The organism is Filomicrobium sp., from assembly GCF_025698805.1.
In the GTDB taxonomy this organism is placed as follows: Bacteria; Pseudomonadota; Alphaproteobacteria; order Rhizobiales; family Hyphomicrobiaceae; genus Filomicrobium; species Filomicrobium insigne.
In genome coordinates this window covers 613,649-636,648 of sequence record NZ_JAILWT010000003.1, presented here as the reverse complement: position 1 = coordinate 636,648, position 23,000 = coordinate 613,649, and the positions used below count along the sequence as shown (strand labels likewise).

19 protein-coding genes are annotated in these 23,000 nt (G+C 57.1%); 4 read left to right on the top strand and 15 right to left on the bottom strand.

Annotated elements, in window-relative coordinates:
* Window positions 1–4: 4 nt before the first annotated feature.
* From K5845_RS10370 to K5845_RS10325, 10 genes are all read right to left on the bottom strand, one after another.
* Window positions 5–922, bottom strand: coding sequence for a ribokinase (locus tag K5845_RS10370; protein ID WP_287958941.1), 918 nt, complete (start codon window positions 920–922; stop codon window positions 5–7).
* Window positions 923–979: 57 nt separating this feature from the next.
* The gene (locus K5845_RS10365; protein WP_046479200.1) at window positions 980–1,318 is read right to left on the bottom strand and encodes a chaperone modulator CbpM; all 339 of its coding nucleotides are present in this window, start codon (window positions 1,316–1,318) and stop codon (window positions 980–982) included.
* Window positions 1,319–1,321: 3 nt separating this feature from the next.
* Window positions 1,322–2,272 (bottom strand): DnaJ C-terminal domain-containing protein, encoded by a 951-nt coding sequence (locus tag K5845_RS10360; RefSeq protein WP_090229383.1) that lies wholly within the window; start codon window positions 2,270–2,272, stop codon window positions 1,322–1,324.
* Window positions 2,273–2,350: 78 nt separating this feature from the next.
* Window positions 2,351–3,076, bottom strand: a complete 726-nt coding sequence (locus K5845_RS10355; protein WP_046479199.1) for a VIT1/CCC1 transporter family protein — start codon at window positions 3,074–3,076, stop codon at window positions 2,351–2,353.
* A gap of 107 nt (window positions 3,077–3,183) precedes the next feature.
* Window positions 3,184–5,664, bottom strand: coding sequence for a DNA ligase D (ligD, locus tag K5845_RS10350; protein WP_287958940.1), 2,481 nt, complete (start codon window positions 5,662–5,664; stop codon window positions 3,184–3,186).
* The gene (gene ku, locus K5845_RS10345; protein WP_046479198.1) at window positions 5,661–6,608 is read right to left on the bottom strand and encodes a non-homologous end joining protein Ku; all 948 of its coding nucleotides are present in this window, start codon (window positions 6,606–6,608) and stop codon (window positions 5,661–5,663) included. The genes ligD and ku overlap by 4 nt, the downstream gene beginning before the upstream one ends.
* Window positions 6,609–6,708: 100 nt before the next feature.
* Window positions 6,709–7,179, bottom strand: a complete 471-nt coding sequence (locus K5845_RS10340; RefSeq protein WP_090229385.1) for a CreA family protein — start codon at window positions 7,177–7,179, stop codon at window positions 6,709–6,711.
* Between the two features lie 162 nt (window positions 7,180–7,341).
* Window positions 7,342–9,096: a SulP family inorganic anion transporter gene (locus K5845_RS10335; protein WP_287958939.1), complete on the bottom strand. Its 1,755-nt coding sequence runs from the start codon at window positions 9,094–9,096 to the stop codon at window positions 7,342–7,344.
* 294 nt (window positions 9,097–9,390) lie between these two features.
* Entirely contained in the window at window positions 9,391–10,422 is a 1,032-nt protein-coding gene (locus K5845_RS10330) for a DUF937 domain-containing protein (protein ID WP_287958938.1), read from the bottom strand.
* A gap of 312 nt (window positions 10,423–10,734) precedes the next feature.
* Window positions 10,735–11,124, bottom strand: coding sequence for a hypothetical protein (locus K5845_RS10325; protein WP_139165331.1), 390 nt, complete (start codon window positions 11,122–11,124; stop codon window positions 10,735–10,737).
* Window positions 11,125–11,439: 315 nt separating this feature from the next.
* On the opposite strand from K5845_RS10325, the gene K5845_RS10320 reads away from it, so the two are divergent.
* The gene (locus K5845_RS10320; RefSeq protein ID WP_046479195.1) at window positions 11,440–12,573 is read left to right on the top strand and encodes a site-2 protease family protein; all 1,134 of its coding nucleotides are present in this window, start codon (window positions 11,440–11,442) and stop codon (window positions 12,571–12,573) included.
* Between the two features lie 18 nt (window positions 12,574–12,591).
* Here the strand turns inward: K5845_RS10320 and K5845_RS10315 are convergent, their stop codons facing one another.
* The 5 genes from K5845_RS10315 to K5845_RS10295 form a co-directional block, all read right to left on the bottom strand.
* On the bottom strand, window positions 12,592–13,479 hold the full coding sequence (locus K5845_RS10315; RefSeq protein WP_287958937.1) for a transporter: 888 nt from the start codon (window positions 13,477–13,479) through the stop codon (window positions 12,592–12,594).
* Window positions 13,480–13,923: 444 nt separating this feature from the next.
* The gene (locus K5845_RS10310; RefSeq protein ID WP_287958936.1) at window positions 13,924–16,575 is read right to left on the bottom strand and encodes a TonB-dependent receptor; all 2,652 of its coding nucleotides are present in this window, start codon (window positions 16,573–16,575) and stop codon (window positions 13,924–13,926) included.
* Between the two features lie 357 nt (window positions 16,576–16,932).
* Complete coding sequence (locus tag K5845_RS10305; protein WP_287958935.1) at window positions 16,933–18,987, bottom strand: protein-L-isoaspartate(D-aspartate) O-methyltransferase; 2,055 nt, start codon at window positions 18,985–18,987, stop codon at window positions 16,933–16,935.
* A 25-nt stretch (window positions 18,988–19,012) separates the two neighbouring features.
* Entirely contained in the window at window positions 19,013–19,459 is a 447-nt protein-coding gene (locus K5845_RS10300) for a DUF2267 domain-containing protein (protein WP_046479191.1), read from the bottom strand.
* Window positions 19,460–19,574: 115 nt separating this feature from the next.
* The gene (locus K5845_RS10295) at window positions 19,575–19,994 is read right to left on the bottom strand and encodes a CBS domain-containing protein (protein WP_046479190.1); all 420 of its coding nucleotides are present in this window, start codon (window positions 19,992–19,994) and stop codon (window positions 19,575–19,577) included.
* 240 nt (window positions 19,995–20,234) lie between these two features.
* On the opposite strand from K5845_RS10295, the gene K5845_RS10290 reads away from it, so the two are divergent.
* The 3 genes from K5845_RS10290 (at window position 20,235) to K5845_RS10280 (ending at window position 22,955) form a co-directional block, all read left to right on the top strand.
* On the top strand, window positions 20,235–20,777 hold the full coding sequence (locus K5845_RS10290; RefSeq protein ID WP_046479189.1) for an RNA polymerase sigma factor: 543 nt from the start codon (window positions 20,235–20,237) through the stop codon (window positions 20,775–20,777).
* Window positions 20,777–21,544, top strand: a complete 768-nt coding sequence (locus tag K5845_RS10285) for a hypothetical protein (RefSeq protein WP_090228771.1) — start codon at window positions 20,777–20,779, stop codon at window positions 21,542–21,544. Before K5845_RS10290 ends, K5845_RS10285 begins: the two co-directional genes overlap by 1 nt.
* A gap of 115 nt (window positions 21,545–21,659) precedes the next feature.
* The gene (locus K5845_RS10280; RefSeq protein WP_046479187.1) at window positions 21,660–22,955 is read left to right on the top strand and encodes a sulfite oxidase; all 1,296 of its coding nucleotides are present in this window, start codon (window positions 21,660–21,662) and stop codon (window positions 22,953–22,955) included.
* Window positions 22,956–23,000 lie beyond the last annotated feature (45 nt).

Below are 23,000 nucleotides of genomic sequence, written 5' to 3'. Positions count from 1 at the left end.
TTTGTCATCCCGGCGTGGTGGCGAACTCGCGCGCCGTCGCTGAAATTTCTTCGCGGGTCGGTAGGGCGGCCAGGCTGCCTTGCCGCGTTACGCTCAAAGAAGCGCAATGGACCCCAACGGAGAGGGCAGCTTCGGGGGATAACCCACGCGCAAGTGAACCCACGAAAACACCGCAGAAGGCGTCGCCCGCACCGGTGGCATCAATAGCCTTCACAGCAGGTGGCTGCGCGGTCCACGGCTCTGAACGGCCTCGCGCGTAAAGCCGGGCACCTGCGGAGCCAAGCGTCGCAACAACCGTGTCGCATCCGAGTTCAATCAATCGCGCTGCAGCTGCGTTGGGCTCTGAGAGGCCGGATAGGTCCGCCAGCTCAGTGGCATTGACGAAAGCCAAGTCTATAAGCGGCCAAAGCCCTTCGTAGTCGAAAAGGATAGGCGAAGGATTGACCGCGATGCGAGCATTCTTCGCCCGCGCTGCTTCGAGCGTATCCGCGGTTGTCGCCCGATCGATGTTTCCCTGCATTACCAGCCAATCGCCAGGCTTTAGCCGATCCATCGCTTTCAGGCCGATATCGGGCCCGGCATGCTGCGCCGAATGTGTCGACGCGATGATCGAGTTATCTCCATCTGGGAGCACGAAAATCGCAGCTTCGTCCGTTGGTCCGGGTCTGATGTGTGTCGGTCCGACATCGATCGTTTCACGCCGCAGCAAGTCTACGATTTCCCGACCGTAAACATCATCTCCCACGGCTGTTGCAAACGCGACAGGCGCGCCCGTACGCGCTGCGCTGACAGCTTGATTGAGGCCCTTACCACCGAAATCAATGCGCGCCTCCCGCGCGATCATTGTTTCCCCGGGCCGCGGCAATCGATCCACTTTGTAGGAACGATCGACGACACAGTTGCCGACCACCAGTATCGTCATATGCTCAGGCCCATGGGGAACCGATGTTATTGCGGTGACAGTGGGAGAAAGACGCGATCACTGGTCCTCGGGTTCCTCGGAAGGTATCTCCAGAGCGCGCAGGCGTGCGCGCAATCCCTCAATCTCGTCGAGAAGTTCGAGCGCCAGAGCGATGCCTGGGATGTTGAGATTGAAATCGCGTTCGAGGCGTCGGGCCGTCGCGACGCGGCTCACGGTAAAGGCCGCAAATCGCCATTCACCTTCGGAGCGTCCTTCGGGTTCGAGAACGCCTTCACTTACAAGCTCTGAAATCCACGTCCGATCAACATTACACGACTGACAGATCTCGGTAATCGTCAAGCGTGTCGTCGAACTGACGAGTTCGGCAGTGTGAACGGAACTTTGCTTTTCGGCCATGGTTCACAAGCCTCCAAATGTTGCGCGCGGATCAAACTTCAAGCGGCGTTCCATATCCCGGTAGGCTTCCTTGGCCTCCTCCGTATCGGCTGGAGGTAAGGCGATCCGCAAAACGGCGTAAAAGTCCCCAGGCGGGTGGGACGGGATCCCGCGGCCCTTAACGCGAAGTTTACGCCCCTGCGCGGAACCCGCCGGAATCTTCAAGTTAACAGGACCGCCCGGCGTTGGTGTTTTGACCGTAGCGCCCAACGCAGCTTCCCAGGGCGCAACCGGCAGATCAAGATAGATGTCACGACCATCGACGCGGTAGAGCCGATCCGGCGCGAATTCGATCGTCAGATAAAGATCGCCTGCCGTTCCACCTCCGACTCCAGGCGTCCCTTGCCCTTTGAGACGGATTTGTTGGCCCTCCGTCACGCCCTTGGGAATCTTGACGTTGAGTGTTCGATCCTGAACGGAAACATGTCCCGTTTCGTCGACGTGGGGCACCCTTAGTGTCAGGGTCCGCGTTGCCCCCTCAAGCGCGTCGTGAAGGTCGATAACAACCCGGGCATGGTGGTCCTCACCGCGCGAGTGAAATTGGGTGCGCGTTGAAAAACCGCTGCGGCGAGCGCGCATGCCGCCAAACAGGCTTTCGAAAAAGTCGCTAAAGTCGTGGTCAGCGCCGTCCGCTTTGCGTCCGGAATACTCAAAACCGGTATCCCAGTTCGGTGGCGGTCTGAAGTCCTGGCCGGGAGTATATCCGGAGCCAAGCTGGTCATAGGCGGCGCGTTTTTCAGCGTCGCCAAGGACCTCGTAAGCTTCCCCGACCTCTTTGAACTTCGCTTCCGCGTTAGCTTCTTTGTTGATGTCGGGATGATATTTGCGTGCGAGCTTACGATAAACCCGTTTGACCTCGTCTTGGGACGCGTCACGCTCAACCCCAAGGATCTTGTAATAGTCCTTAAACTCCATCGCACCCTCTGACCAAAGAAACGCCAGGATGATGGCCAAGGCGTTTTGGTGGCGTCAATGCCTCGGTTCCAGATATGGTCAAGCCAAACCTCTGAGGAGATGCCCAACCAAATAAGATAGGGCCGCTGCGGCGAGGCCGATAACCAATGTTTCCAGCCCTGAGCGCCACCAACTGCGGGCGGACCATAGGCTTTTGAGGGACCCGATCAATATGAATGCCAGCCCGCTGAAAATCGTGGCGATGAACAGACCGGCATGAAAACCGAATATGAAGGGAATGAGAGGTAGGAGGCCGCAGACGACGAATGCGGAGAAGGTATACACGGCCGCGCGTAGGGGAGACCGCTTCGCCAGAGGCAGCCCGTGTTCTTCCGTCAACATAGTTTGGACCCAACGCTCTTTCGTCGCCGTGGTGATTTCAACGGCTCGTTCGAGATCCGCACCCTCAAACCCCTTTGCTTGGAATATTTGCCGAATTTCCTCTCGTTCTCCATCTGGAGCAAGTTTGATGTGGCGTTCTTCCATGCGTTGGAAGCGCTCGTATTCGTCCAACTCCGTCTTGGTGCCGCTATAGTTGGCCGCCGCCATCGAAAAACCATCGGCCAGAAGGTTCGCCGTGCCGAGGATCAGAATAATCTGGCTGGACAGCTCCGCCCCTGAAACACCGGCAACAACAGCAAAGGTCGTGACCGTTCCATCAATGCCGCCATAGACCCAGTCACGCGTGTAGCTAACCTGCGCACCGGAAGCGAGACGCCGACGAATTTCGGAAGGCGTATGCCCGTGTTCCAGTATTGGTGCCATTGATCCGCAGCTCCCTATGGAAAGGCGTTGCCGATCAGAAGGACGACAGACGCGATGAAACAGTATGACCCGATGAACTGTATTGGAGCCTATATCTTCACAAAGGATCAAGACGTCATCATTTCCAGCGCGCGCGGCGCAATCGCCTGATCCACATTGAAATATCCAGCCCACGGCTGACGGCCTGAAAGGCGGATAGTCTTAACAGTGTACGGTTTGGCGCTCTCCAGGTCCTTCAGCGCTGACCATGAAATCGGACAAGCGATTGACGCCACATCTCGCGCTCGAACCGAATAAGGCACAATTGCCGTCGCCATCGCTTTGTTACGCAGCCAATCGATAAAGATGCGGCCCTTGCGTCGCGACTTGCTCGCCGTGGCGACAAACGAACCCGGCTCGAGCTTAGCAAGCCGCCGCGCTAAGCCAGAGGCGAACCCGGATATATCGTCCCAAGTCTGTGTGCGATTGAGCGGGACGACGACGTGAACGCCTTTGCCGCCGGTGGCCATTGCAAAGCTCTTGAGCCCGGCGCTGGACAACACCTCCTTCACGAGAAAGGCGCTGTCCCGCACTGTAGCAAAGGAGACCTCACCATCCGGATCGAGGTCGAAGACCATGCGGTCGGGGGCATTAAGGTCGGGAAGCCTCGCCCCCCATCCGTGAAGTTCGATGCCACCAAATTGCACGACGGTCGCAAGACCGGGACTGCCGTCGAGGGCCATATAGTCGGGATGTGATTTAGCGGGGTCCGGAACTCTGATGATCCCGGCTTTCATGGCCTTCATGGGATGGCGTTGGAAGAAAGTTTCACCATCGATACCGTCCGGCGCGCGTACAACGCTGATGGGTCGGTTTTCCAGATGCGGGAGGATGAGATCCGCAGCCTCGGCATAGTAGTCGGCGAGGTCACGTTTGGTCAGGCCCACCTTTGGGAATATGACGCGAGAGCCATGCGTCAAGGGCACCTTGGTATCCCTGCTAACCGTTTGGCGTGACGGACTTGGCACGGGCGACCCTCGCAAGCTAGATCGATGGGATTTGCCGCTGGAAAGATCTTCGCGCAAGCCAACATAACGCGCAGCTCGCAACAATCCGTTGACCGTCTTTCCGCGATGCTGAACAGCGATCCTGAGTTCCGGGGCAACCCAACGCACCTTTTTAGGAACAAGATCCAAACCTTCCAAGCCCTCTGGCGGTGATGGGCGTACGAGTCTGGAAAGCTTCGCGCCCAACTCATTATCCGTCCGCGCGCTAAACCCGGTGCCAACGCGCCCCCAATAACGCAGCCTGTCGCCATCAGACTGCGCGACAGCAAGCGAAGCGAAGGGCCGGCCGGCGCTCGACGGCGTGAAGCCAATGACGACCGCATCCTCTCGAGCAATTGCTTTGATCTTAAGCCATGACTTCGAGCGCCCAGAGCGGTAGGTCGATCCCGCGCGTTTCGCGATGATGCCTTCGCCTCCCGATTTCGCGATCCTTTCCAGAAGCTTGGGGCCGCTTCCTTGCAAGGTGGGTGCGATCCGAATGAGTTCCGGCTTTCCGAAGGTGGCCAGTAGCGTGTCCAAATGCGCTTTGCGTTTACTCAGAGATTGGCCCCTCACGTCACGCTTGCCTGTTCGCAGAACGTCGAAGGCGATAAAGGTCATCGGAGCTTTAGGCCCAGAGCCAAGCGCGGCGGCAAGCGCGCCGAAATCAGAGAGCCCATGCGCGTCGAATACGACGACTTCCCCATCCAGGATTGCAGGAGGAATCGTCGCGGCTGCTTCGGCGATGTCGGGAAATCGATCTGTCCAGTCATGGCCGTTGCGAGTGAACAGTCGCGCCGCGCCGTTTCCTGTGATGAGTTCCGTACGGTAGCCGTCGTATTTCATCTCGTAGAGCCAGTCGCGACCCTCGGGCACCTTGTCGGCCAACGTGCACAACATCGGCGGGATAAACTTGAGAAGGGATGTCGTTTTCCTGCTCGAAGAAGCCTGACGGTAGGAGGCTCGCCCCTCCGCGATTTCGTCCATCGACCGTCCCGAAACAACGCTGGTTGAATAGCGCGCGGCAAGGCTGTCGTCATCTTCCGCATAAGCGTCCCGGTCTTTGACGAGCAGCCAGTTTTCGCGCTGTCCTTCGTGCCCCATGCGCACGAGTGCCCACCGTCCGCGGATGCGTGCACCGTGCAGGGTGAATTTGAGATGACCTTGCGTGAGGTTGTGTAGCATTTCTTTGTCGGAAGCACCTGACCAAGTGCCGTGATCCCACAGCATGACGGTGCCCGCACCATAGGATTTTTCCGGGATAACGCCCTCAAAGCTCGCATAATCCAGAGGATGATCTTCCGTCCGTACGGCAAGGCGGCGTGTTCCAGGGAGTGCGCTCGGCCCCCGCGTGACCGCCCAGCTTTTGAGCGTTCCATCGATCTCGAGGCGCAGATCGAAATGATCGCGGCGGGCGATGTGGTGCTGGACAACGAAGATATGAGACTGGGACTTGTTTCGTGCAGTTCCCCGGGTCGGAGGCGGCTCCGGTGTTCTTTTAAAGTCGCGCTTGGCCGCATACGTATTGAGCCGCAGGGCTTGGGTTTTGGTGCGGGAGGTCACGCTTTTTTCTTCGTCGTTGCGGATCGGCCCTTTGAGCCGGAAGAGCCTCGGCCAGCTGATTTCTCAGGTGCTTTGGATCGCTTTACGGGATCGCGCTTTGTCGAGGCTGCCGCCGCGCGTTTCGGCTCTGACCGACCGCCCTTTTTGGCAGGAGCCTTCTCGACCGAGCGCTTGAGTGCCTCCATGAAGTCGATGACGGTACCCGCACCGGTGGCCGCTTCTTCGCCACTACTGACCGCAACCGTTTCGCCGCCAGCGAGCTTTTCTTTGACGAACTCTCGAACCGTTTCGGCGTAATGATCTTTGTAGGCGCTGGGATCAAACTCGGTCGACCGCTCTTCAATGAGCTGCTTCGCCATATCAATCAGGCCAGGCCGAAATTTCTGCGTTCCGAGTCCGGAAAAGATGTCATCCGCGTCGCGCACATCGCTGTCATAACGAAGGGTCTCGAGCATGAGCCCGTTTCCGGCCGGCATGAGAGCGATAAGGTTTTCCTTGCCGCGCATGGCGATCTGCCCAATTCCGCATTTTTTTGCGCTCTGAAGCGCGTCGCGAATTACGCAATAACCCTCTTCCGCCACCTCGCCGTCCGGAAGGATATAATAAGGCCGGTCGAAATAGAGCGGATTGATCGAGAACGCGTCCACGAACTCCGTCAACTCGATCGTATGGCGCGAGGAAAGCTTCAGCGCGTCAAGCTCGTCGTTGTCAAACAACACATAGTTGCCGGGCTCGACTTCATAACCGTAGGAGATGTCCTGTGAGGGGACTTCGCGCCCACCCTCTCCGGCTACCTTTTTGTATCGGATCCGCTGCTTCGTTTTGCGGTCCACTTGATGGAATGATATCTTTTCTTCGGACGATATCGCGCTGACCAGCCTGATGGGGATGGTCACCAGCGCAAGGCGCATGTGCCCTTTCCAAAATGTGCGGACCGCAACCATTTCAAACCCTACGCGTTACAAACGGTCTGTATTAACCTGAAACGCGGCTTTTCAGGACTGGTTCCGTGTCCTCATGCGTGTCGTGCACTTCCCGACGATTTTAGTCCTTGATCCAGTCGGCGCAACGCGTCGGCTGTGACGTGCCCCAGGGCATGATTGGCACCGAGGACGTGGAGTTCTTCGGGCTGCCCTCGATCAATTTGTCCGTATAAATTACGTAAACCAACACGTTTCTTCGCGCGTCGCAGCCTCTAACGAGGCGCATCTTTTTGAAGAAGAGGGAGCGCCGCTGGCGGAACGCTTCGGCTCCTTGCTCCAGTTGCCGGGTGAATGTGACAGGGCCCACCTGACGGCAGGAAAGGGAGGCATCCGATAGTTGTTCGGCGACGCCGAGCCATCCGGTCCATCCACCCTTTTCCGGCACCGTGAAATAGCATGTCACGCCCTGAACATCTGGGTCGTCGATCGCATACGTCGCGAGCTTATGGTCCGGCGACAGGAACTTCCAGACGGTTGTCTTTTTGAAGATGAGCTCCGGCTCATCGTCGGCTTGAGCGTTGCCGGTTCCCATAACGATGGTGGCACATATTGACAGGAGAATGGGGATACGCAACAGCGGGCCTCTCGATGACGCTTGGTGATCTCGGGAACGCGTGCCGACGACCAACCGAGCTATGCGGCAGCAATCAACGTCTTGAGACATAGTTCGTTCCCGCCAGATTGCGAGAAGCGGTCAGCCCAACTCCACATTTTCTGTTTGCGTATAAGCCAACGCTGTCTCCACATCCTTTGCGTACCGCACCAACGGCCGGCGCAAGCCGTCGCGCAAGAGCGAACGCCGCACGCTTTTTGAAGCTCCTGTCAGATAAACCGTGGCGCCCGCAGCCTGGAGTTTGCTGGCAAAGCGTTTAAGTGCGTTCGCTGCCGTACTGTCCACCAGCGGCACCTCCGTAAGATCGAGCACGAACAGCTTCGGCGTCGATCCGATACGGTCGAGAACGCTGCTGACGGCGGTTGTTGCTCCGAAGAACAGCGCTCCGCGAACCCGATAGACGATCACGTCGCGTCCCATCTGTGATGGTTCGTAAGAGGTGCGGGTGGATCCCACATCGTCGGCGACATCCTCGGGGACCAAGGGGATTTCGCTGTCGACCCGAGTGGACTCGGCCATGCGATGCAGGAACTGGAAGGCTCCTAGGACAACGCCGACACCTATTGCCATGGTGAGGTCTTCAAAGACCGTCAACAGGAAGGTGGCAAGAAGGATCAGGCGATCCCCCGTCGAGGATTTGATGAGGGCAATGAACTCCTCTCGCTCGGCCATGTTCCAGGCGACGACCACGAGCACCGCGCTCAAGGTCGCGAGGGGTATGTATGACGCCAATGGGGCGGCCACGGCCATGAATAGAAGAAGATAGACGGAGTGGAACACCCCGGCGAGCGGGCCCTTGGCTCCAGACCTCACATTCGTCGCCGTACGCGCAATCGTCCCCGTTGCGGGCATGCCGCTAAAGACAACCGATGCCATATTTGCCCCGCCTTGCGCCACGAGTTCGCAATTCGATCTATGGCGGCGCCCAGTCATCCCGTCGGCAACGACAGCGGACAGAAGCGACTCGATAGCGCCGAGCAAAGCAATTGCGATGGCGTCAGGAAGGACGGCGCGCACCTTTTCAAAACTAAAGGCGGGCAACGCGGGTTGGGGCAGCGTGGAGGGTACCCCACCGAACCGTGTACCAATCGTGGCGATATCAAGCTGGAATACGTAGGCCAGTACAGAACCAGCCACGACCGCGATCAGGAATGCCGGCCACGTTGGCCGCACTCTTCGAACAAACCAGATCAACGCGATGGATAAAACGGCGACGGCAGCGGCAGCCGAATTCCACGTTGGCAGCGCTCCAACGAGAACTTCGAGTTTGGGAATAAGAGCGGCAGGTTCCTTCTCAACGGCCAGCCCAAGAAACTCTTTGAGCTGGCTCGAAAGGATGATCACGGCGATGCCTGCCGTGAAGCCGATCGTGACAGGATACGGAATATACTTGATGTAGGTTCCCAGGCGCAGGAACCCGATCGCCATCATCAGGAGGCCGGCCATCAACGTGGCGAGCACCAACCCGTCGTAGCCGTGCCGCTCGACAATAGTGGCAATAAGGACAATGAACGCGCCGGCGGGCCCGCCAATCTGAAAACGGCTTCCACCGAAGACAGATATGATGAAACCGCCGATGATAGCGGTATACAGCCCCTTAGCCGGATCTAGCCCGCAGGCAATCGCAATTGCCATCGACAGCGGCAATGCGACGATGGCGACGGTCAATCCAGCTATAGCATCATTGCGCAAATCCGCGAGGTGATAGCCCTCGCGAAGCACCGTGATCAGTTTCGGCGTAAAGAGCTCGGCAAACGTCGGCTCCGGCGGACGCACAGATTTCTGCAAATCAGCACCCGGCCGGGGGTCCAGTGAGGGCCCACGGTCGCTCCCCATGTAATTTCGTAAGCGCGCTCATATTGAGCTTGTTCGGAGAGCTTGACCATTGGACGAATTGATGCGCGACCGCCTCCAGCCATGAACTGGGAGCAGCGCGGGCTGAGTGGAGAGCGCCCGCTCTGCAAAATCATGGGCTGGCGCCGCCCATCGTTCCCCCACATCAAGCACCGTTATGGTGCCTGCAACGGTGGCAGCAGCCGTCTTAGTAACTTGAATTTCGCTATTCTGAAACGCAGCGAACTGCGACGGCTAGGGCCACTTTGCTCACCTGCAGAGGGGGTGAACCATACCCTATTGCGGTTGGTTCTTGGTCCCTTGGAGCTCCTTCGTAACCTCCGACTCCTTGATCGTCAGCATAAGGGCATCGGGCTTGACCTCTTGAATTTGGTCTGAGGTGATCCTGTAGCGCGTGGCGCCAATGCCTAGGAAACTACCCGTGTCCATGAACACTTCAGTGACGTTGTTGTTGGGGTCACGATTGATCTCAACAATCTCCCCGATCTTCCTGTTGTCGCTGCTGTATACCGGTTTCGCAATCCAGTTCTTCGCCTCATCTGCTGTGACAGTAAAGGTTACGCGATTGGGAGCTGTAGTCCGGGACTCTATTTTGGCCGGTGGGAGGGTTGCGACTTCTTTGGTCGGGTTCCGAAGCAGATACCAAGCAAGGGCGCCCACGGCTAGAATACCGAGCGCAGGCAACACCCACCCGAGATTCGACGAAGTTGGTTGTGGCTTAGCGTAGGCGGGTTTGAAGCTTGACGCTTTAACGCCGCCGATGCCATCGAGAATACCAGTATCCTTGAGGTGTTCGGCGAAGCCAGCTGGAAGGGCGCGGGAGATATTGTCCTTCTGCGACGCAAGAAGGCCTCCGAGCGCCGCAGCGTCTAGCCCTTGTGTGCGCTGCTGTTGTCCCAGAACGCCCAACACGACAGGCCCAAGCAATCCCATAAGACTCTTTGAAGATTCTGCGCCGACACCGGCATATCGGCCGATCGAGTTGGTAAGCGCCGACATCGTCGTACTACCAAGAAGCGATGACAGGGTGTTCGCACCGCGATCAATAAAAGCCGATTTCCCGGAGGCACCGAGCGTGCTGGCTAAGCTCGAAAGCACACTAGGATCTTGCTGGGAGACCGTCTTGAGCAATGCTGAGGCACCTGCCGGTTTGGAGACGAGCGAAGTGAGCGCAGCCAGCAGACCAGGGACACCTGCCTGGATCGCTCTTCCGACCTTTGCCTTGTCTAAGCCAAGGCTTGAGGCGATGCGCGCCACGACATCAGAGTTGAGGACTTGGGTGATAGTGGAGACCAAATTCGTCGTCATGGGAAACTCCTTGCAGTTATCCCCCGAAGACAAACCCCACCATCCAAGAAATTAATGACTATTCTTAGGGCAATTTAATCTTCTTCATACATGTTCTGAGCCCGTTCTTCCAGATCTATCGTGAACTGTGTTCGGTAACAAACGGGTTCCAGTTTTTGAGAGCTCTCTCGTCGCGATATCTGCTTTGGGTCAAAATGGGCGGTCAGCCACGGCGAAGGCTCGTCAGCGAAGCACAGACCATCGTGGCAGGTGAGCAGTGACCGCAATTCAACGTTTTTATGCAGATGGGGACATCATCTCAGCCTGTCCATTCTAACGGCGCCGCAACTCCATCTTCCCGGTTCCTTTTGGCGATGAAAAGGTCACGGTCTGGCGAGATCCATGCACGACCACCCGAACGCGGCCGGAGATGTCGAACTGACCATTATAAAAATCGCCGACATAGCGATCTTCGGACACTTTCAAGACCGTGCCGGTTTGATGAATCTTGTTGGAAGGAGTTGCGCAAGTCGCCGTCACGCCGAAAACTTTGTCCGTCTGTCGATCGTAGCTAACGCGACAGCGAACCTTCTCGCTATCTCCAGAACTGGGTTTGACGAAGCCGCCGCCGCTCCATGTGCCATCTAGCGATGCTGCTGAAGCTGACCCGGGCGCCGCCAGCGCCAGCACGGCGGTAACGAAAAGCAACTTGGATTTGTTCATATCCAATCCCATGTAACTAAGGACTCCCTCCTGCAGGATTCCGCGGCCATCCTAAGGACCTTCTGCATAATCCAGTTTAACGCGCCACACTCGGTATGATCGACCCAAAATTCATACATTTTGTTTATATTAATGGGTCCTTTCAGGGTTGTTATGCGACCGAAAGAAACAAAATCTATGGCTTGTTTATAATGATTTGGGGCTGTCTGCTAAGATGCAATGAGAACCCGGTAAAAATACTATGTCGATTGTGGCGGCAAATGTGGCTACAGCCGCCGGTGCACCGTAGCGGCATCGTTGAAAATGAGGCAGTCCATGGCGTGGTCATTCAAGCTGTTTGAAGTGGGCGGCACAAGCGTTCGGGTGCATTTTACGTTTCTCTTGCTGCTTGTGTGGTTGGGAACAGTCTTTTGGCTTCAGGCCGGCCCAGTCGCCGCTTTGGATGGCATTGTCTTCGTAACGTTGCTGTTTGCCTGCGTCGTGCTCCACGAATTTGGCCATGTCGTAGCCGCGCGCCATTACGGAATAAAAACCCGAGATATCACACTGCTTCCCATCGGCGGTCTCGCCGCGCTTGACCGTATGCCCGAAAAACCGGGTCAGGAAGTCGTCGTCGCACTCGCAGGACCGGCCGTTAACGTTGCGATAGCCGGCGTTCTGATGCTTCTCTTTGGCGCAAAAGTGGATCTGACCGTTCCGCAGATTTCCTCGCAATTTGGAGCGGATCTCGCGAGCCGACTTGTCACGGTTAATTTAGCCTTGGCGATCTTCAATCTTATTCCAGCCTTCCCGATGGACGGCGGGCGCGTTCTGCGAGCTTTGTTGGGGTTCGCCATGAGCTACCAGGCGGCGACCCGTGTGGCGGCCAGGGTTGGGCAAGCTCTCGCGATCGTATTCGGTTTCCTCGGATTGTTGGGCAATCCGTTTCTGGTGCTTATAGCAATCTTCATCTTCCTGGCGGCGGGCGCTGAAGCATATAGCGCCAACATGCGCGACTTCGTGCGTGGACGCCATGCGGGAGATGTCATGATCACGGAATTCGAGAGCCTAGAGCCAAACTCGGACATCGACCACGCTGCAGATCTTCTGCTGAAGACCACGCAGCAGGAATTTCCGGTGGTGGATGGCGCACGGCGACTGCGGGGACTGTTGACGCGTCAATCAATCATAGAGGCGCTGGCAGCCAGCGGCGGGAAGACGCCGGTTCTCAACGTCATGAAGCGCGACGTTCCTGAGCGGCCCATCAATGCGCCCCTCGAAGCCGTCGTTAAACTTCTCCAGGAAAAGGCTGCCCCAGCTGTCGGAATAGTAGATGCCGACAAGCGGCTTCTGGGGTACGTGACCTGGGAAAACATGGCAGAATTTTTCATGTTGCGCGCCGCCGGCATGCAATCCGGACGTCCCGCGGCGCCGGGCCGGTCCTCTCAGGACGTCGACGCCCTTCGATAATCCGCGCAAAGCGATTTTTTAGAAACGGCGGGAGATACCGATGAACGGGTTGATCCTGTCGGCGGCAGGCGAGACACCTACGTTGAGGCCAATATCGAGTTGTGTATTGCTGTTGACGGCATAGGTGAGCCCCGTTCCAAGAAAGACGGCATCGCTGCGCGGATCATCCGTCTCGAATGCCACGCCCACTTCATAATAGCTTCCCAAACGGTCAGTCCATTCGTATGACACGGCTGCTGACACCAGATATTCAGTGCGGTAGCTCGATGTTTCCTCCGACTTCGTAGAGACAAATCCGGCGTTGAGCCCGAAGCCGATCTTGTCCGACAGCTGTAGTGCGAAAGGCACGATAAGACCTGCCGAAAACCCTGCCGCACTGACATCGTTACTACGGTCTGTAGGCAGAGTGACGAACGGGAGTAGAGCAAACGCGCTCGTGCCCAAGTCGCCGAACAAGTCATTACCCCAAAGATTGATCTTGCCGCGTATGTCGACGCTGCCGATGCCCGAGCTCCTGGATGCAGGCCCCGACAGAAGTGAGCTCGTCTGCACCACTCCGTAGGGCTGCCAGACAAGGTTCAGCTCGGCAAAACTCGTGACACCAATGCGGATGTTCGTCGTGCCGATCTCATAAGTGTCGGTCCTGAAGCCATCACTGTCACGCGTGGATCGCGAAAACCCAAAGATGTTGGTCTCAACCTGTGCGTGCCCGGCATCGATAGTGAAAGGGCTCTCTGTTGCATCAGGCCGGTCCGTCGACATGTCCCGCATCAGGTGATCTGGTGTTGGAGCAAAAAACGAATACCGCCGCTTTGTGCTGTCGCCAGCCACAGCCTCTAAAGAACCGCCTACGGGCAACACGAGCAGGCCTGCGCCGACGAGAAGGCAAACAAAATTGATGCGCATTCGGAATGTCCCATTCAGTTAGGTGATGAATAGGAAATTAGGTTAAGCTAACTTTTGGAGTCAAGGGCAATAAGTTTAATGTTATGGTGTCTCCAGTGATCTGCGTGTGGGAGGGGGAGACGGAGGTGAGAGGGGGCACCAAGAATGCGCTCAAGAAGCTCGTCACCAGCGCTGCGGAACTGTTGCGAGTCGCGATCAGAACGCACAGGTCAAAGGAAATGCGCCGATGGTTCAGCCGCCGGGCTGACGAGGCAAAAAGCGCTCAACGAAAGCGTTGGATCGAAGAAAGAGATAATGCCGTTTCTGCTCGCAAACACGAGTCCAGCAGTGGAACGAAATCGTCGTCACGCCAGACAGAACGACATGCCGAGGAGATCGAAGCACGACGAATATTCGTCGGTTATGAGGCAGAGGGAGACACTGTCTCCCTCCCCTGTAAAATTGTCAGAACGTGACCTTCACACCGCCATACGCCGCAACCGGTGGCGCCGGTACGATCGACCGGGGGTTAGTGAACTCAAAGCCGGGGCCCACGGGATCCGTCGGGGCCTCATCTGCCTCAAACAACGTACCAAACAGTCCGTACCGTTGGTCGAAGATGTTATTTACGAAGCCGTAAATCTGAACGTTGTCAGTCAGCTGATATGACGTCGACACGTCGACGCGCGTGTATCCGCCAACTTGCTGCAGAAGATTAGCCTCGTCGCCGAGGTGGTACTGTCCTGAAGCAGCAACAAGGTCAGCACCAACCTTCCAGCGATCCGTCACCCAGTAATCGAAGCCCGCCTTGATGCGATGGGCAGGGATCCCCGGAATATTGTCACCGGGAGAGACATTGATGCAGGAAGTATCAGGATCGCCGACGCATGGTGTGCCCAAGGGATGCGCGGGTGACTGGAACTCATTCGCAGTCTCAAATGTAGCACTTACATAGCTGTAGCCTGCATAAAGAGACCAGACACTGTTGGAATAGCGCATGCCAGCCTCAACACCCTGACGAAGCGTGTCGCCTGCGTTGAAGAAGTAGCCGCGACCCGTCTGTGCGGCCGAAACAAACAGAATGTCGTCCGTGTTCTGAGTGCGGAACAATCCAACACCCCAGTCGAAGCGCTGCGAGCCGTCAAAGGACTTCATCCGTCCCCGCAGACCAGCTTCCCACGTGTCCGAGACCACTTGTTCCAGCGGAGGATCGTCCGTCAGGAAGCTCTCGATTGGGCACGGATTTTCCGGGTTTGCGCAGGCCAATTCGGCGGGAGTGGGCGCACGGTTTGCTTCCGAATAGCCGGCGTAGAGTGAAATGCCGGGCATGAATTCGTAGGTCGCGCCGACGCTTGGGTTGAAACGCTCGAAACTGTGATCTCGCGTAATTCCATCGAACTCACCGGTGAGGTCGACCATGTCTATGGCAGCGTAATTGTAACGGCCGCCGACGGTCACAGCCAGCTGGTCGGTAAGGTCGAGCGTGTTCGTAAAGTAGACACCGACATATTCAGTCTGAACATCGACATCGCGACCGATAAAGTCATCAGGTCCGCCGAGGATGATACCTGACCCGTCCACAACGAAACGCGGGCCAATGGTACCGATCTCCGATGAGGTGCCGTACCGAACCGAGCCGCGATCATAACTCGCACCGAACAAAAACTGATTTTTGAAGCCAAACAGATCTGACTTCTCAACAGCCTGGACGGAACCGCCCCAGCTTTCTGCCTTTTGGTTGATCCGGTCGATAACGCCGAAGGGTTCACCACCAGCAGCGTCGCCGTCTATCGGATTACCGTCGAGGTCACGAAGCTGTTGAATTTCGTTGTTTTCAAGTTCCTCCGAACAAACGTTATCGGCGTTGAAGTCGGCTTCCGTCGTCGCGCCCGGGTTTTCGGCGAGAACTTCACCGCATTCTTCACCTTCCAGAACGTTGCCGTCGATGAGGTTGGACCTGTAGCGACGGTAGTAGGCGAGACCGGAGAAGGTTAGCGTGTCCGTTGCCTTCACCGACGCGTTGATCGACGGCATCAGCAGTTCAAGGTCAGTCGTTTGCGGGGAGGTGAAGGTACGCTCCCACCCAAGATTCAGGAGCTCTTCTGGAGACGCCGCAACGACACCTGCCGAGCTGCCTGCCCAGGTGAGATTAAAGTGCATCTCAACGGCAGAGCCGCGGAAACCCAAATCCGTATACATGCGCTCAAGGTCAGCATCGGAAAAATCGCGATAGCCATCATCCATGATTTTCTGGCCAGCAAAGTAGATTGCTGCCGGACCGCTCTGCATACCGACCTGAGTCGATATTTGCTTGCGTCCAAAGGAACCGCCCATGACGTCGATTTCGACACCCTGGAAGCTAAAGCCGTCCTTCATAAGAATTGACGCACCGCCACCGATAGCATTGAGTCCGTAAACCGGGTTGCCGCTGAGGATCGTTATATCGCTAATGGCATTTGACGGAATGAGATCCCAATTGACGACATCCCCGAAGACTTCATTGATGCGCACACCATTTTGATAGACAGCGACGCCCTGGGGGAAACCGGTGATGGAGCCCGCCCCAAAGCCGCGATAATCGAGCTGGGTACGGAACGTCGAGCCGCCGGCATCCATAAGAATGACACCAGGCACATGTTTTTGCAGGGCATCCTGCGTCTCAACACGGCCGTTGTCCAAGATCATCGTAGACGAAACCGTGCTGACGCCACCCGGGTATTTCCCAACCGGAATCTCTCCTCCCGACGGGGACATGGGGACAAGGTCACCGTTGGCGCGTCCAGCTGCTGTAGAAACGGGTGCGCTAGGAGACGAAACGGCCTCTGGCGGAAGCGGCTCGGGTGAAACCACAGGTTGAGCTACAGGTGTCGCTTTCTGCTTCTGTTTCGGAGCCGCCTTCGCCGCTTTGGCCTTGGGTTGATCCTGAATGACCTCGACCGCTGGCAAGTCAGCACCGGTTGGCTCGCCACTTACGGGCGCCTGACCGTTCTGAGTGGTGGCGGGTGTATCTGTTGTCGCTGGCTGTTGCTCGGTGCCTTGGGCTAGAGCCAAGGTTGGCCACAACAGCAAAGCTATTCCCGTACTGAATGCGCAATGCCTCAAAATATTAAAAATCATTAGCCCCCCCTAGGACTGGAGCACGAGACGCTCTTTCTCACCACACGTGCCACCGGATATCGAGATACGGTCAGCAACTCTGATGCGGGTCGACCGAAAGGGAAAAATTCCCAAAAATGGTGGGAAATAATCCCGATTTTACTTATTTTTCCAAGACTTAACGGGTAATACTGAAAACCGTTGAACGCAAATTGGTCAATAATGGAAACCGGATTTGGAATGTATGGAATGCATGTTTTAGAAGCGGGTGTGACCACAACACATCACGACGGCACCGCAACAAAAGCAGGCAATCCAACACAGTTGAGTTTGACCGTGATTCGCGGAGCTTTAGGGAGATATGCAACTAGAGTGACACTAGACCCCGAAGGGGTAAGTGTCAGGGAGGCCCTCCAGTTCTTTCGTATCTAACGGAGTGATCGCCGACGTCTCGTCAAACCAGAAGTAGTCGTCGAACTGCTTTGGCAGAACGGCTTGAAAATAGTGGCTGGCGAGTTCCGTTTCTGGACTGTAGATGACGCCGATCGCACGCTCGAGCCGCGGCGTTCCGAGGACGTTGTAAAGGTCCGATTTTCCGTTCTGAGCAACGTTCAAAAGGAAACGTGAGCTGTTGCCAGCTTGGGAGGCCTTGTGAAACAGTCGCTCATAGCTATTGCTGACGGCGGGCCGAACTGTCTTGATCTCCATCGGCCCGTCCCAGTTCGATGCTGCGGCGACCTGGCCATGGTCAGTTCCAAACCCGATGGTGTAGACACCCCGTCCGAATTCGGCACGGCAAAGTTGTCCAAGGTTATGTTCGCCGCGCAGCGCCATCTCTGTCGCGAGCGCGTCTCCGACGTGAGAATTGTGAGCCCAGACGATCGTCTTCGAGTTCGCGCCATAAAATTCGAGAAGAGACGTCAGCGTTTCGAACATGTGGCGATCGCGCAAATTCCATGACGCGCGCGAGCCGTAATACATGATCCGATAATAGCGTTCTGCATTGGCGACGAGCTTGGCGTTCTGCACCGCATCGAAATAGCGATCTCCATCGCGTAACGCATAGGCGTGTCGCCGTTCCAGCAAGCTCGAAAGCATACGCGCCACCGGGTCTTCGCAACTCCGAAACCGACCCGTGAGTGCGGCCCGACCATAGGTGGCGGGATCGCTTTGCCACGGCGTTAAGCAGCCGTAGCGTTCGCGTGCTGTCTCCGCCGCTTCAGGGTCGACGTCGTCGAGATAGGCAAGAACGGATCGGATTGACGTATACAGACTGTAAAGATCAAGGCCATGAAACGCGACGCGTTGCTCTGGTTGCTTTGCTTCGTTGTAATCGCGTAGCCAGTCGACGAACGATTGCACCTCTCGGTTCCGCCACATCCACGTGGGAAAGCGGGCGAAAGCCGTCCATTCCGAAGCCGGATATTCAAAGTGACGGACATAGTGATCCACTCGCGCAGCATCCGGCCAGTCACCTTCAATCGCGATGAAGCGAAAGCCCTTCTTTAAGATGAGTTCCTGAGAGAGACGCTCTCGCATTCTGTAAAATTCGGACGTGCCATGCGTCGCTTCACCGAGAAGCACAACGCGAGCATCGCCAATCCGCGCGATCAATGCATCAAGATCAGCATCTTCCATGCTGTCAAACGGTTCCGAAAATTCGCGTACGGTGCTGATAGCAGAATCGTCGGGGTCGGCGGATCTACGAGTGCGTTGACGCGGAGAGGATTGCGGCCTCCCCGAAGCCCAGCCTTCTTCCCCCACGAGCGGAACAAACCGTACGTCAGCAATGTCTTCGCTCTCAAAGGCATCGTCACCCACGCGGGTGACACGTACGAGTTCCTGAGCGCGGGGATCGGTCCCTATGGGGATCACAAGCCGGCCGCCGATTTTGAGTTGGCGCTTCAGGGAAGCTGGGACCTCCGGGCCGCCAGCTGCAACGATGATCGCGTCGTAGGGAGCGTGCTCGGGCCAGCCCCGCGTCCCGTCCGCATGAAGTACGTGAACGTTGCGATATCCGAGGTCAGAAAGCTTTGCAGCTGCTGTCACCGCGAGTTCACTAAGCCGCTCGACCGTGTAGACATCGCTGGCGATTTCCGAGAGTACAGCGGCGGCATATCCTGACCCCGTCCCGATTTCGAGAACCTTCTCACCACCTTCGAGGTTCAACGCTTCCGTCATAAACGCAACGATGTAGGGCTGCGAAATCGTCTGGCCTTCCTCAATGGGAAGCGGCGTGTCGTCATAAGCGAACTCCTGCATATGCTCAGGGAGGAATTGCTCGCGTGGGACACGCTCCATCGCTTTGAGCACGTGCTCTGACTCAACGCCGCGTGCCGCGATCTGATTGTGAACCATCGCTCGCCGGCGGGCCGAGAAATCCAGTGTCTTACTCTGCTTATCTTGACTTGGCGCATGGCGTTGATCGCTCATATGCACCTCCTGTGCGGCGGGAGTTCTAGATGCGTTGCTGATATGTACGCGCTGTCTCAGGCCATAGTTGCTTTATGTCAGCCGGCAGTTGGCCAATTACCTGCGAAACTTCTCCTGGATCGCAGTGATGGGCAATTAGCGCGAAGACGTCACGGACCGCTTGTTCCGGCGGAACGGGACGCGGCAAAAGCTTCATCAAAACTTCATCGAGAAATTTCTGCTTTGAGCGAATTCGTTCCGGCGTGCGCGAGGGACGCCATCCCTCGTAATAAATCCCACGGAGGAGTGTTGGTAATTGCGCGCCAAATTCGATGGCTTCTTCGAGGGTCAGACGGTCACGCAGTTGATGCAAGACCGCACGTAAGACACTCAACGCGGCCGCCTCGTCATCAAGGTCGGCGTTATCGCGCAGCTCTTTAAGCCACTCTTGGGTCTGCTGCACGGTATGTGAGACCGTTGCGGGTAGCGTCATGGCTGATACTCCGAAAGCGTAAGCGGAGTTCGGCCCCCCGATATTTTCACGACCTCCTTCATTCCCGCCATATCGGCAAGAACGACTCGTCTCCAAATTTAGTTCTTCTGTCTGTTCAGGCGTGATGTGCCGATAAGGCGGTCATCGCTTCGCCGGTCAGCTCATGTGACGCGGCATGTGAGATATCTCCCACGCTCAAGATGCCTACCATCCGCTTCTCGTCGTTGATGACCGGCAAACGGCGAACCTGCTTTTGCTCCATGATACGCAACGCATCTTCGAGATCTTCCGTATCGCGGCAATAAAATATGCCTTCGCTCATCACGTCTCGGGCCGTCAGCCGGGAACAGTCCTTGCCATCGGCAACAGCACGGCATGCGATATCGCGATCAGTTACCATACCGATAAGTCTATCGTTTTCTCCGACGGGAATGGACCCAACGTCCAGATCCTTCATGCGTTTGGCGATTTCTGACAACGGCGTATCCGGGCCAACCCATTGGGCACCGGAGTGCATGACGTCTTTGACTTTCATTTTGCGTACTCCGAACTAGCGTTTTCGCACGACCACGGCCGAGGTCGAGGTCACTGAGATCGTATCATCTCTCCGCGGTTTGAAAAATCGCGTTGATCTGGGTCAAGCTGCGGGTGGCTCAAGCCAGTGTGCACCGTGCAATTATCCTCCTTTTGTCGGGGCCGCTTGCGAGAAAACCATTGCTTTGCCTAAGATGCATCGAGGTAGGAAACGGATAATTCCAGTGGGCAGAGGGCAGTCGTGAAAGGCAAGCGGCAGCGGATCGAGCCCTATTTGCGTCGCTTATACGGTTACGCGTTCAGCCTCACGCACGACGCTGACATTGCGCGCGAGCTTTTACATGAGGCTGTAGTCAAAGCTCTGGCGGCCAGGGAAGTTCCCTGCGACGAGCCCGCGTATAGGGCATGGCTTTTTCGCATTCTCCGCAACGCCTTTACCGACCGGCATCGCCGTCAGCGCGATATCGAGTGGGCCGCGGACCTTGGCGAGGAAGACATCGGTATGTGGGATTTCGGGTCCGAAACCCAGCAAGTCAATGTATTGGCGGTCCGTATGGCCTTTGGCGAATTGCCAGTCGCGCACCGGGAGATTATCGGTGCCATCGATATATCAGGTCTGACTTATGCCGAAGCGGCGGATCTACTTCAGGTTCCGGTAGGTACGATCATGAGCCGCATTTCCCGAGCGCGTGCAGCCCTATACAAAGCAATGGCGAAAACCAGAGCGGAAACGACGATCGAGTTTCTACCCGTGCAAAGGGCAGGCAGAAAGGGCAGCAGTTAATGACAAGCCAGCGTATCGGTATCGAAACGCTGAGTGCTTACGTCGACGGTGAACTAACGCCGGCGGAAGCTGCTGACGTTGCGCGCGCAGCGGCGCGGGATCGGGCTATAGCCGCACAAATCGCCTCCCTGCGCGAGATGAAAGCCGCGATCGCGGACTTGGCACCGACCGTTACGCTGCGGATGCCGGAAAAGCCGAAACGTTGGCCATTTGCCCTGCCAGCGATGGCTGCGGCAGCGTCTTTGGCTGCTGTGTTGATCTTGGCTGTCGTACTATCCGGCCACTTCGATCCGAAGCCGGGAACGCCATTGACAGCCCTGTTCGAAACGCACCATCGTGACTGGACCTTCGATCGCTCGGCGCCGGCAGGGGGGCTAGCGCGCGTGGATTATGCTGGGTCACAGCCTGAGATGCTGGACCTGACGGCTGCTCAACTCGCATTCGCGGGTCGTGAGAGCTTTGTGTACGACGGCAGGATACTTGATCGGCTTGGTTACGAGGGTACGCGCGGTTGCCGCCTGAGTTTGTTCAAGATTCCACAGGGAGTAGAGATTACGGCCAACGCATTTGCCCCACCACTGCACGCGCGGGTTTGGACGAGTGGCGGCAACAGCTTCCTTCTTATGGCTCAGGGAATGGCGCCGCGACGCTTCCGGGAACTCGCGACCGTCATCGAAAGTGCGATCCGTAGCCAACGGCCCTTTGATGCGAAAACGCGCCAGCGGCTCGCACAAGCCCGAGCCGCAAGCCGCCCGTGCCAAGCTTGAACGGCCCTCTCCCACGCACCATAAATTTTTTCCAAGGCGCATGGAATAAACGCGACCCCTGAAACGTCTTCTCTCAATAAGCCGTCGTCTGACGAGAACAATAGGGAGGAAACGTATGGGAAAGAAGACCGTGGAACGCGGGCTGTTCGAGCTATTCGAACGGGACGCAGAAATGGCTGACGAGCTCGTGTTTGGCCGCCGTACGGGCGCGGACCGTCGCGGCTTTTTGAAGGGGGCGGGGTTGGCGTCCATGGGAGCCATGCTCGGGGCATCCATTCCCTTCCATCGCAATATGCCGAGCGGCTTCATTCCAGTAGCCCTAGCCGATGTCGCAAAGGTTGAGGGCAAAGACGGGCTCCAGCTCGTCAATGACAAACCCTTGAACGCAGAGACGCCGCCGCACCTGCTCGACGATGCCATCACGCCAACGGCACGGCACTTCATCCGTAACAATGGCAACCCGCCGGAAAACACCGATCCCGCGAACTGGACGATCACGATCGACGGTGAGGTGGAAAAGCCCCTCAAGCTGTCCATTGCTGACCTGAAGAAAGACTTCGACGTTGTCGAACAGGCCATGGTCATCGAATGCGCCGGGAACGGCCGAAGTTTCTTCGATCCTCCCGTGAGCGGCGGGCAGTGGACCTATGGCGCGGTTGGGTGCTCAAAATGGACAGGCGTCAGGCTTGCCGACGTACTGAAAGCTGCAGGCGTTAAAAAGAGCGCGATCTACACCGGACACGAGGGCGCCGATACGCATCTTTCGGGCGACGAGAAAAAGAAAACCTTGTCGCGGGGACTGCCGATTGAAAAGGCGATGGACCCAAATACGCTTATCGCTTTCGAGCAGAATGGCGGGGCATTGCACATCGATAATGGCGCTCCCGTCCGGTTGGTGGCCTCTGGTTATCCGGGATCGTGCTCGCAGAAGTGGCTGACGCGCGTTTGGGTGCGCGACAAAGTCCACGACGGTGCGAAGATGACCGGTAGCTCCTACCGCGTTCCAAACCGACCGGTCGAGCCTGGTGAAAAGGTCGAGGACAAGGATTACGTGATCATCGGGGAAATGCCCGTTAAGTCACTGATCACCTCGCCGATGACCCGCAGTTCGCCCTCAAGTCGAGAGATCGACGTGCGGGGACACGCATGGAGCGGCGCACACGAGGTTGTCGAAGTTGCGGTCTCCTATGACTTTGGTCAGACATGGCAGAAGGCGGAACTCGATAAGCCCGTCAATCCGTTCGCATGGCAGAACTGGCGGACAAAGATAACGTTGCCACAAGCCGGCTACTACGAAATCTGGGCCCGCGCGACGAACGACCAGGGCGTGAGCCAGCCGCACATGATCGTCTGGAACCCCAAGGGCTATCTTAACAACGCCATGCATCGCGTGGCGGTTACCGTTAGCTGACGCTCCGGCGGCGAGGAGCCAGCGCGAAGGGCTCCTCGCACTATT

Coding starts and splice junctions, on each gene's coding strand:
- K5845_RS10370 (WP_287958941.1), bottom strand. CDS start 922: ATGACGATACTGGTGGTCGGCAACTGTGTCGTCGATCGTTCCTACAAA.
- K5845_RS10365 (WP_046479200.1), bottom strand. CDS start 1,318: ATGGCCGAAAAGCAAAGTTCCGTTCACACTGCCGAACTCGTCAGTTCG.
- K5845_RS10360 (WP_090229383.1), bottom strand. CDS start 2,272: ATGGAGTTTAAGGACTATTACAAGATCCTTGGGGTTGAGCGTGACGCG.
- K5845_RS10355 (WP_046479199.1), bottom strand. CDS start 3,076: ATGGCACCAATACTGGAACACGGGCATACGCCTTCCGAAATTCGTCGG.
- ku (WP_046479198.1), bottom strand. CDS start 6,608: ATGGTTGCGGTCCGCACATTTTGGAAAGGGCACATGCGCCTTGCGCTG.
- K5845_RS10340 (WP_090229385.1), bottom strand. CDS start 7,179: ATGGGAACCGGCAACGCTCAAGCCGACGATGAGCCGGAGCTCATCTTC.
- K5845_RS10335 (WP_287958939.1), bottom strand. CDS start 9,096: ATGGGGAGCGACCGTGGGCCCTCACTGGACCCCCGGCCGGGTGCTGAT.
- K5845_RS10330 (WP_287958938.1), bottom strand. CDS start 10,422: ATGACGACGAATTTGGTCTCCACTATCACCCAAGTCCTCAACTCTGAT.
- K5845_RS10325 (WP_139165331.1), bottom strand. CDS start 11,124: ATGAACAAATCCAAGTTGCTTTTCGTTACCGCCGTGCTGGCGCTGGCG.
- K5845_RS10320 (WP_046479195.1), top strand. CDS start 11,440: ATGGCGTGGTCATTCAAGCTGTTTGAAGTGGGCGGCACAAGCGTTCGG.
- K5845_RS10315 (WP_287958937.1), bottom strand. CDS start 13,479: ATGCGCATCAATTTTGTTTGCCTTCTCGTCGGCGCAGGCCTGCTCGTG.
- K5845_RS10310 (WP_287958936.1), bottom strand. CDS start 16,575: ATGATTTTTAATATTTTGAGGCATTGCGCATTCAGTACGGGAATAGCT.
- K5845_RS10305 (WP_287958935.1), bottom strand. CDS start 18,987: ATGAGCGATCAACGCCATGCGCCAAGTCAAGATAAGCAGAGTAAGACA.
- K5845_RS10300 (WP_046479191.1), bottom strand. CDS start 19,459: ATGACGCTACCCGCAACGGTCTCACATACCGTGCAGCAGACCCAAGAG.
- K5845_RS10295 (WP_046479190.1), bottom strand. CDS start 19,994: ATGAAAGTCAAAGACGTCATGCACTCCGGTGCCCAATGGGTTGGCCCG.
- K5845_RS10285 (WP_090228771.1), top strand. CDS start 20,777: ATGACAAGCCAGCGTATCGGTATCGAAACGCTGAGTGCTTACGTCGAC.
- K5845_RS10280 (WP_046479187.1), top strand. CDS start 21,660: ATGGGAAAGAAGACCGTGGAACGCGGGCTGTTCGAGCTATTCGAACGG.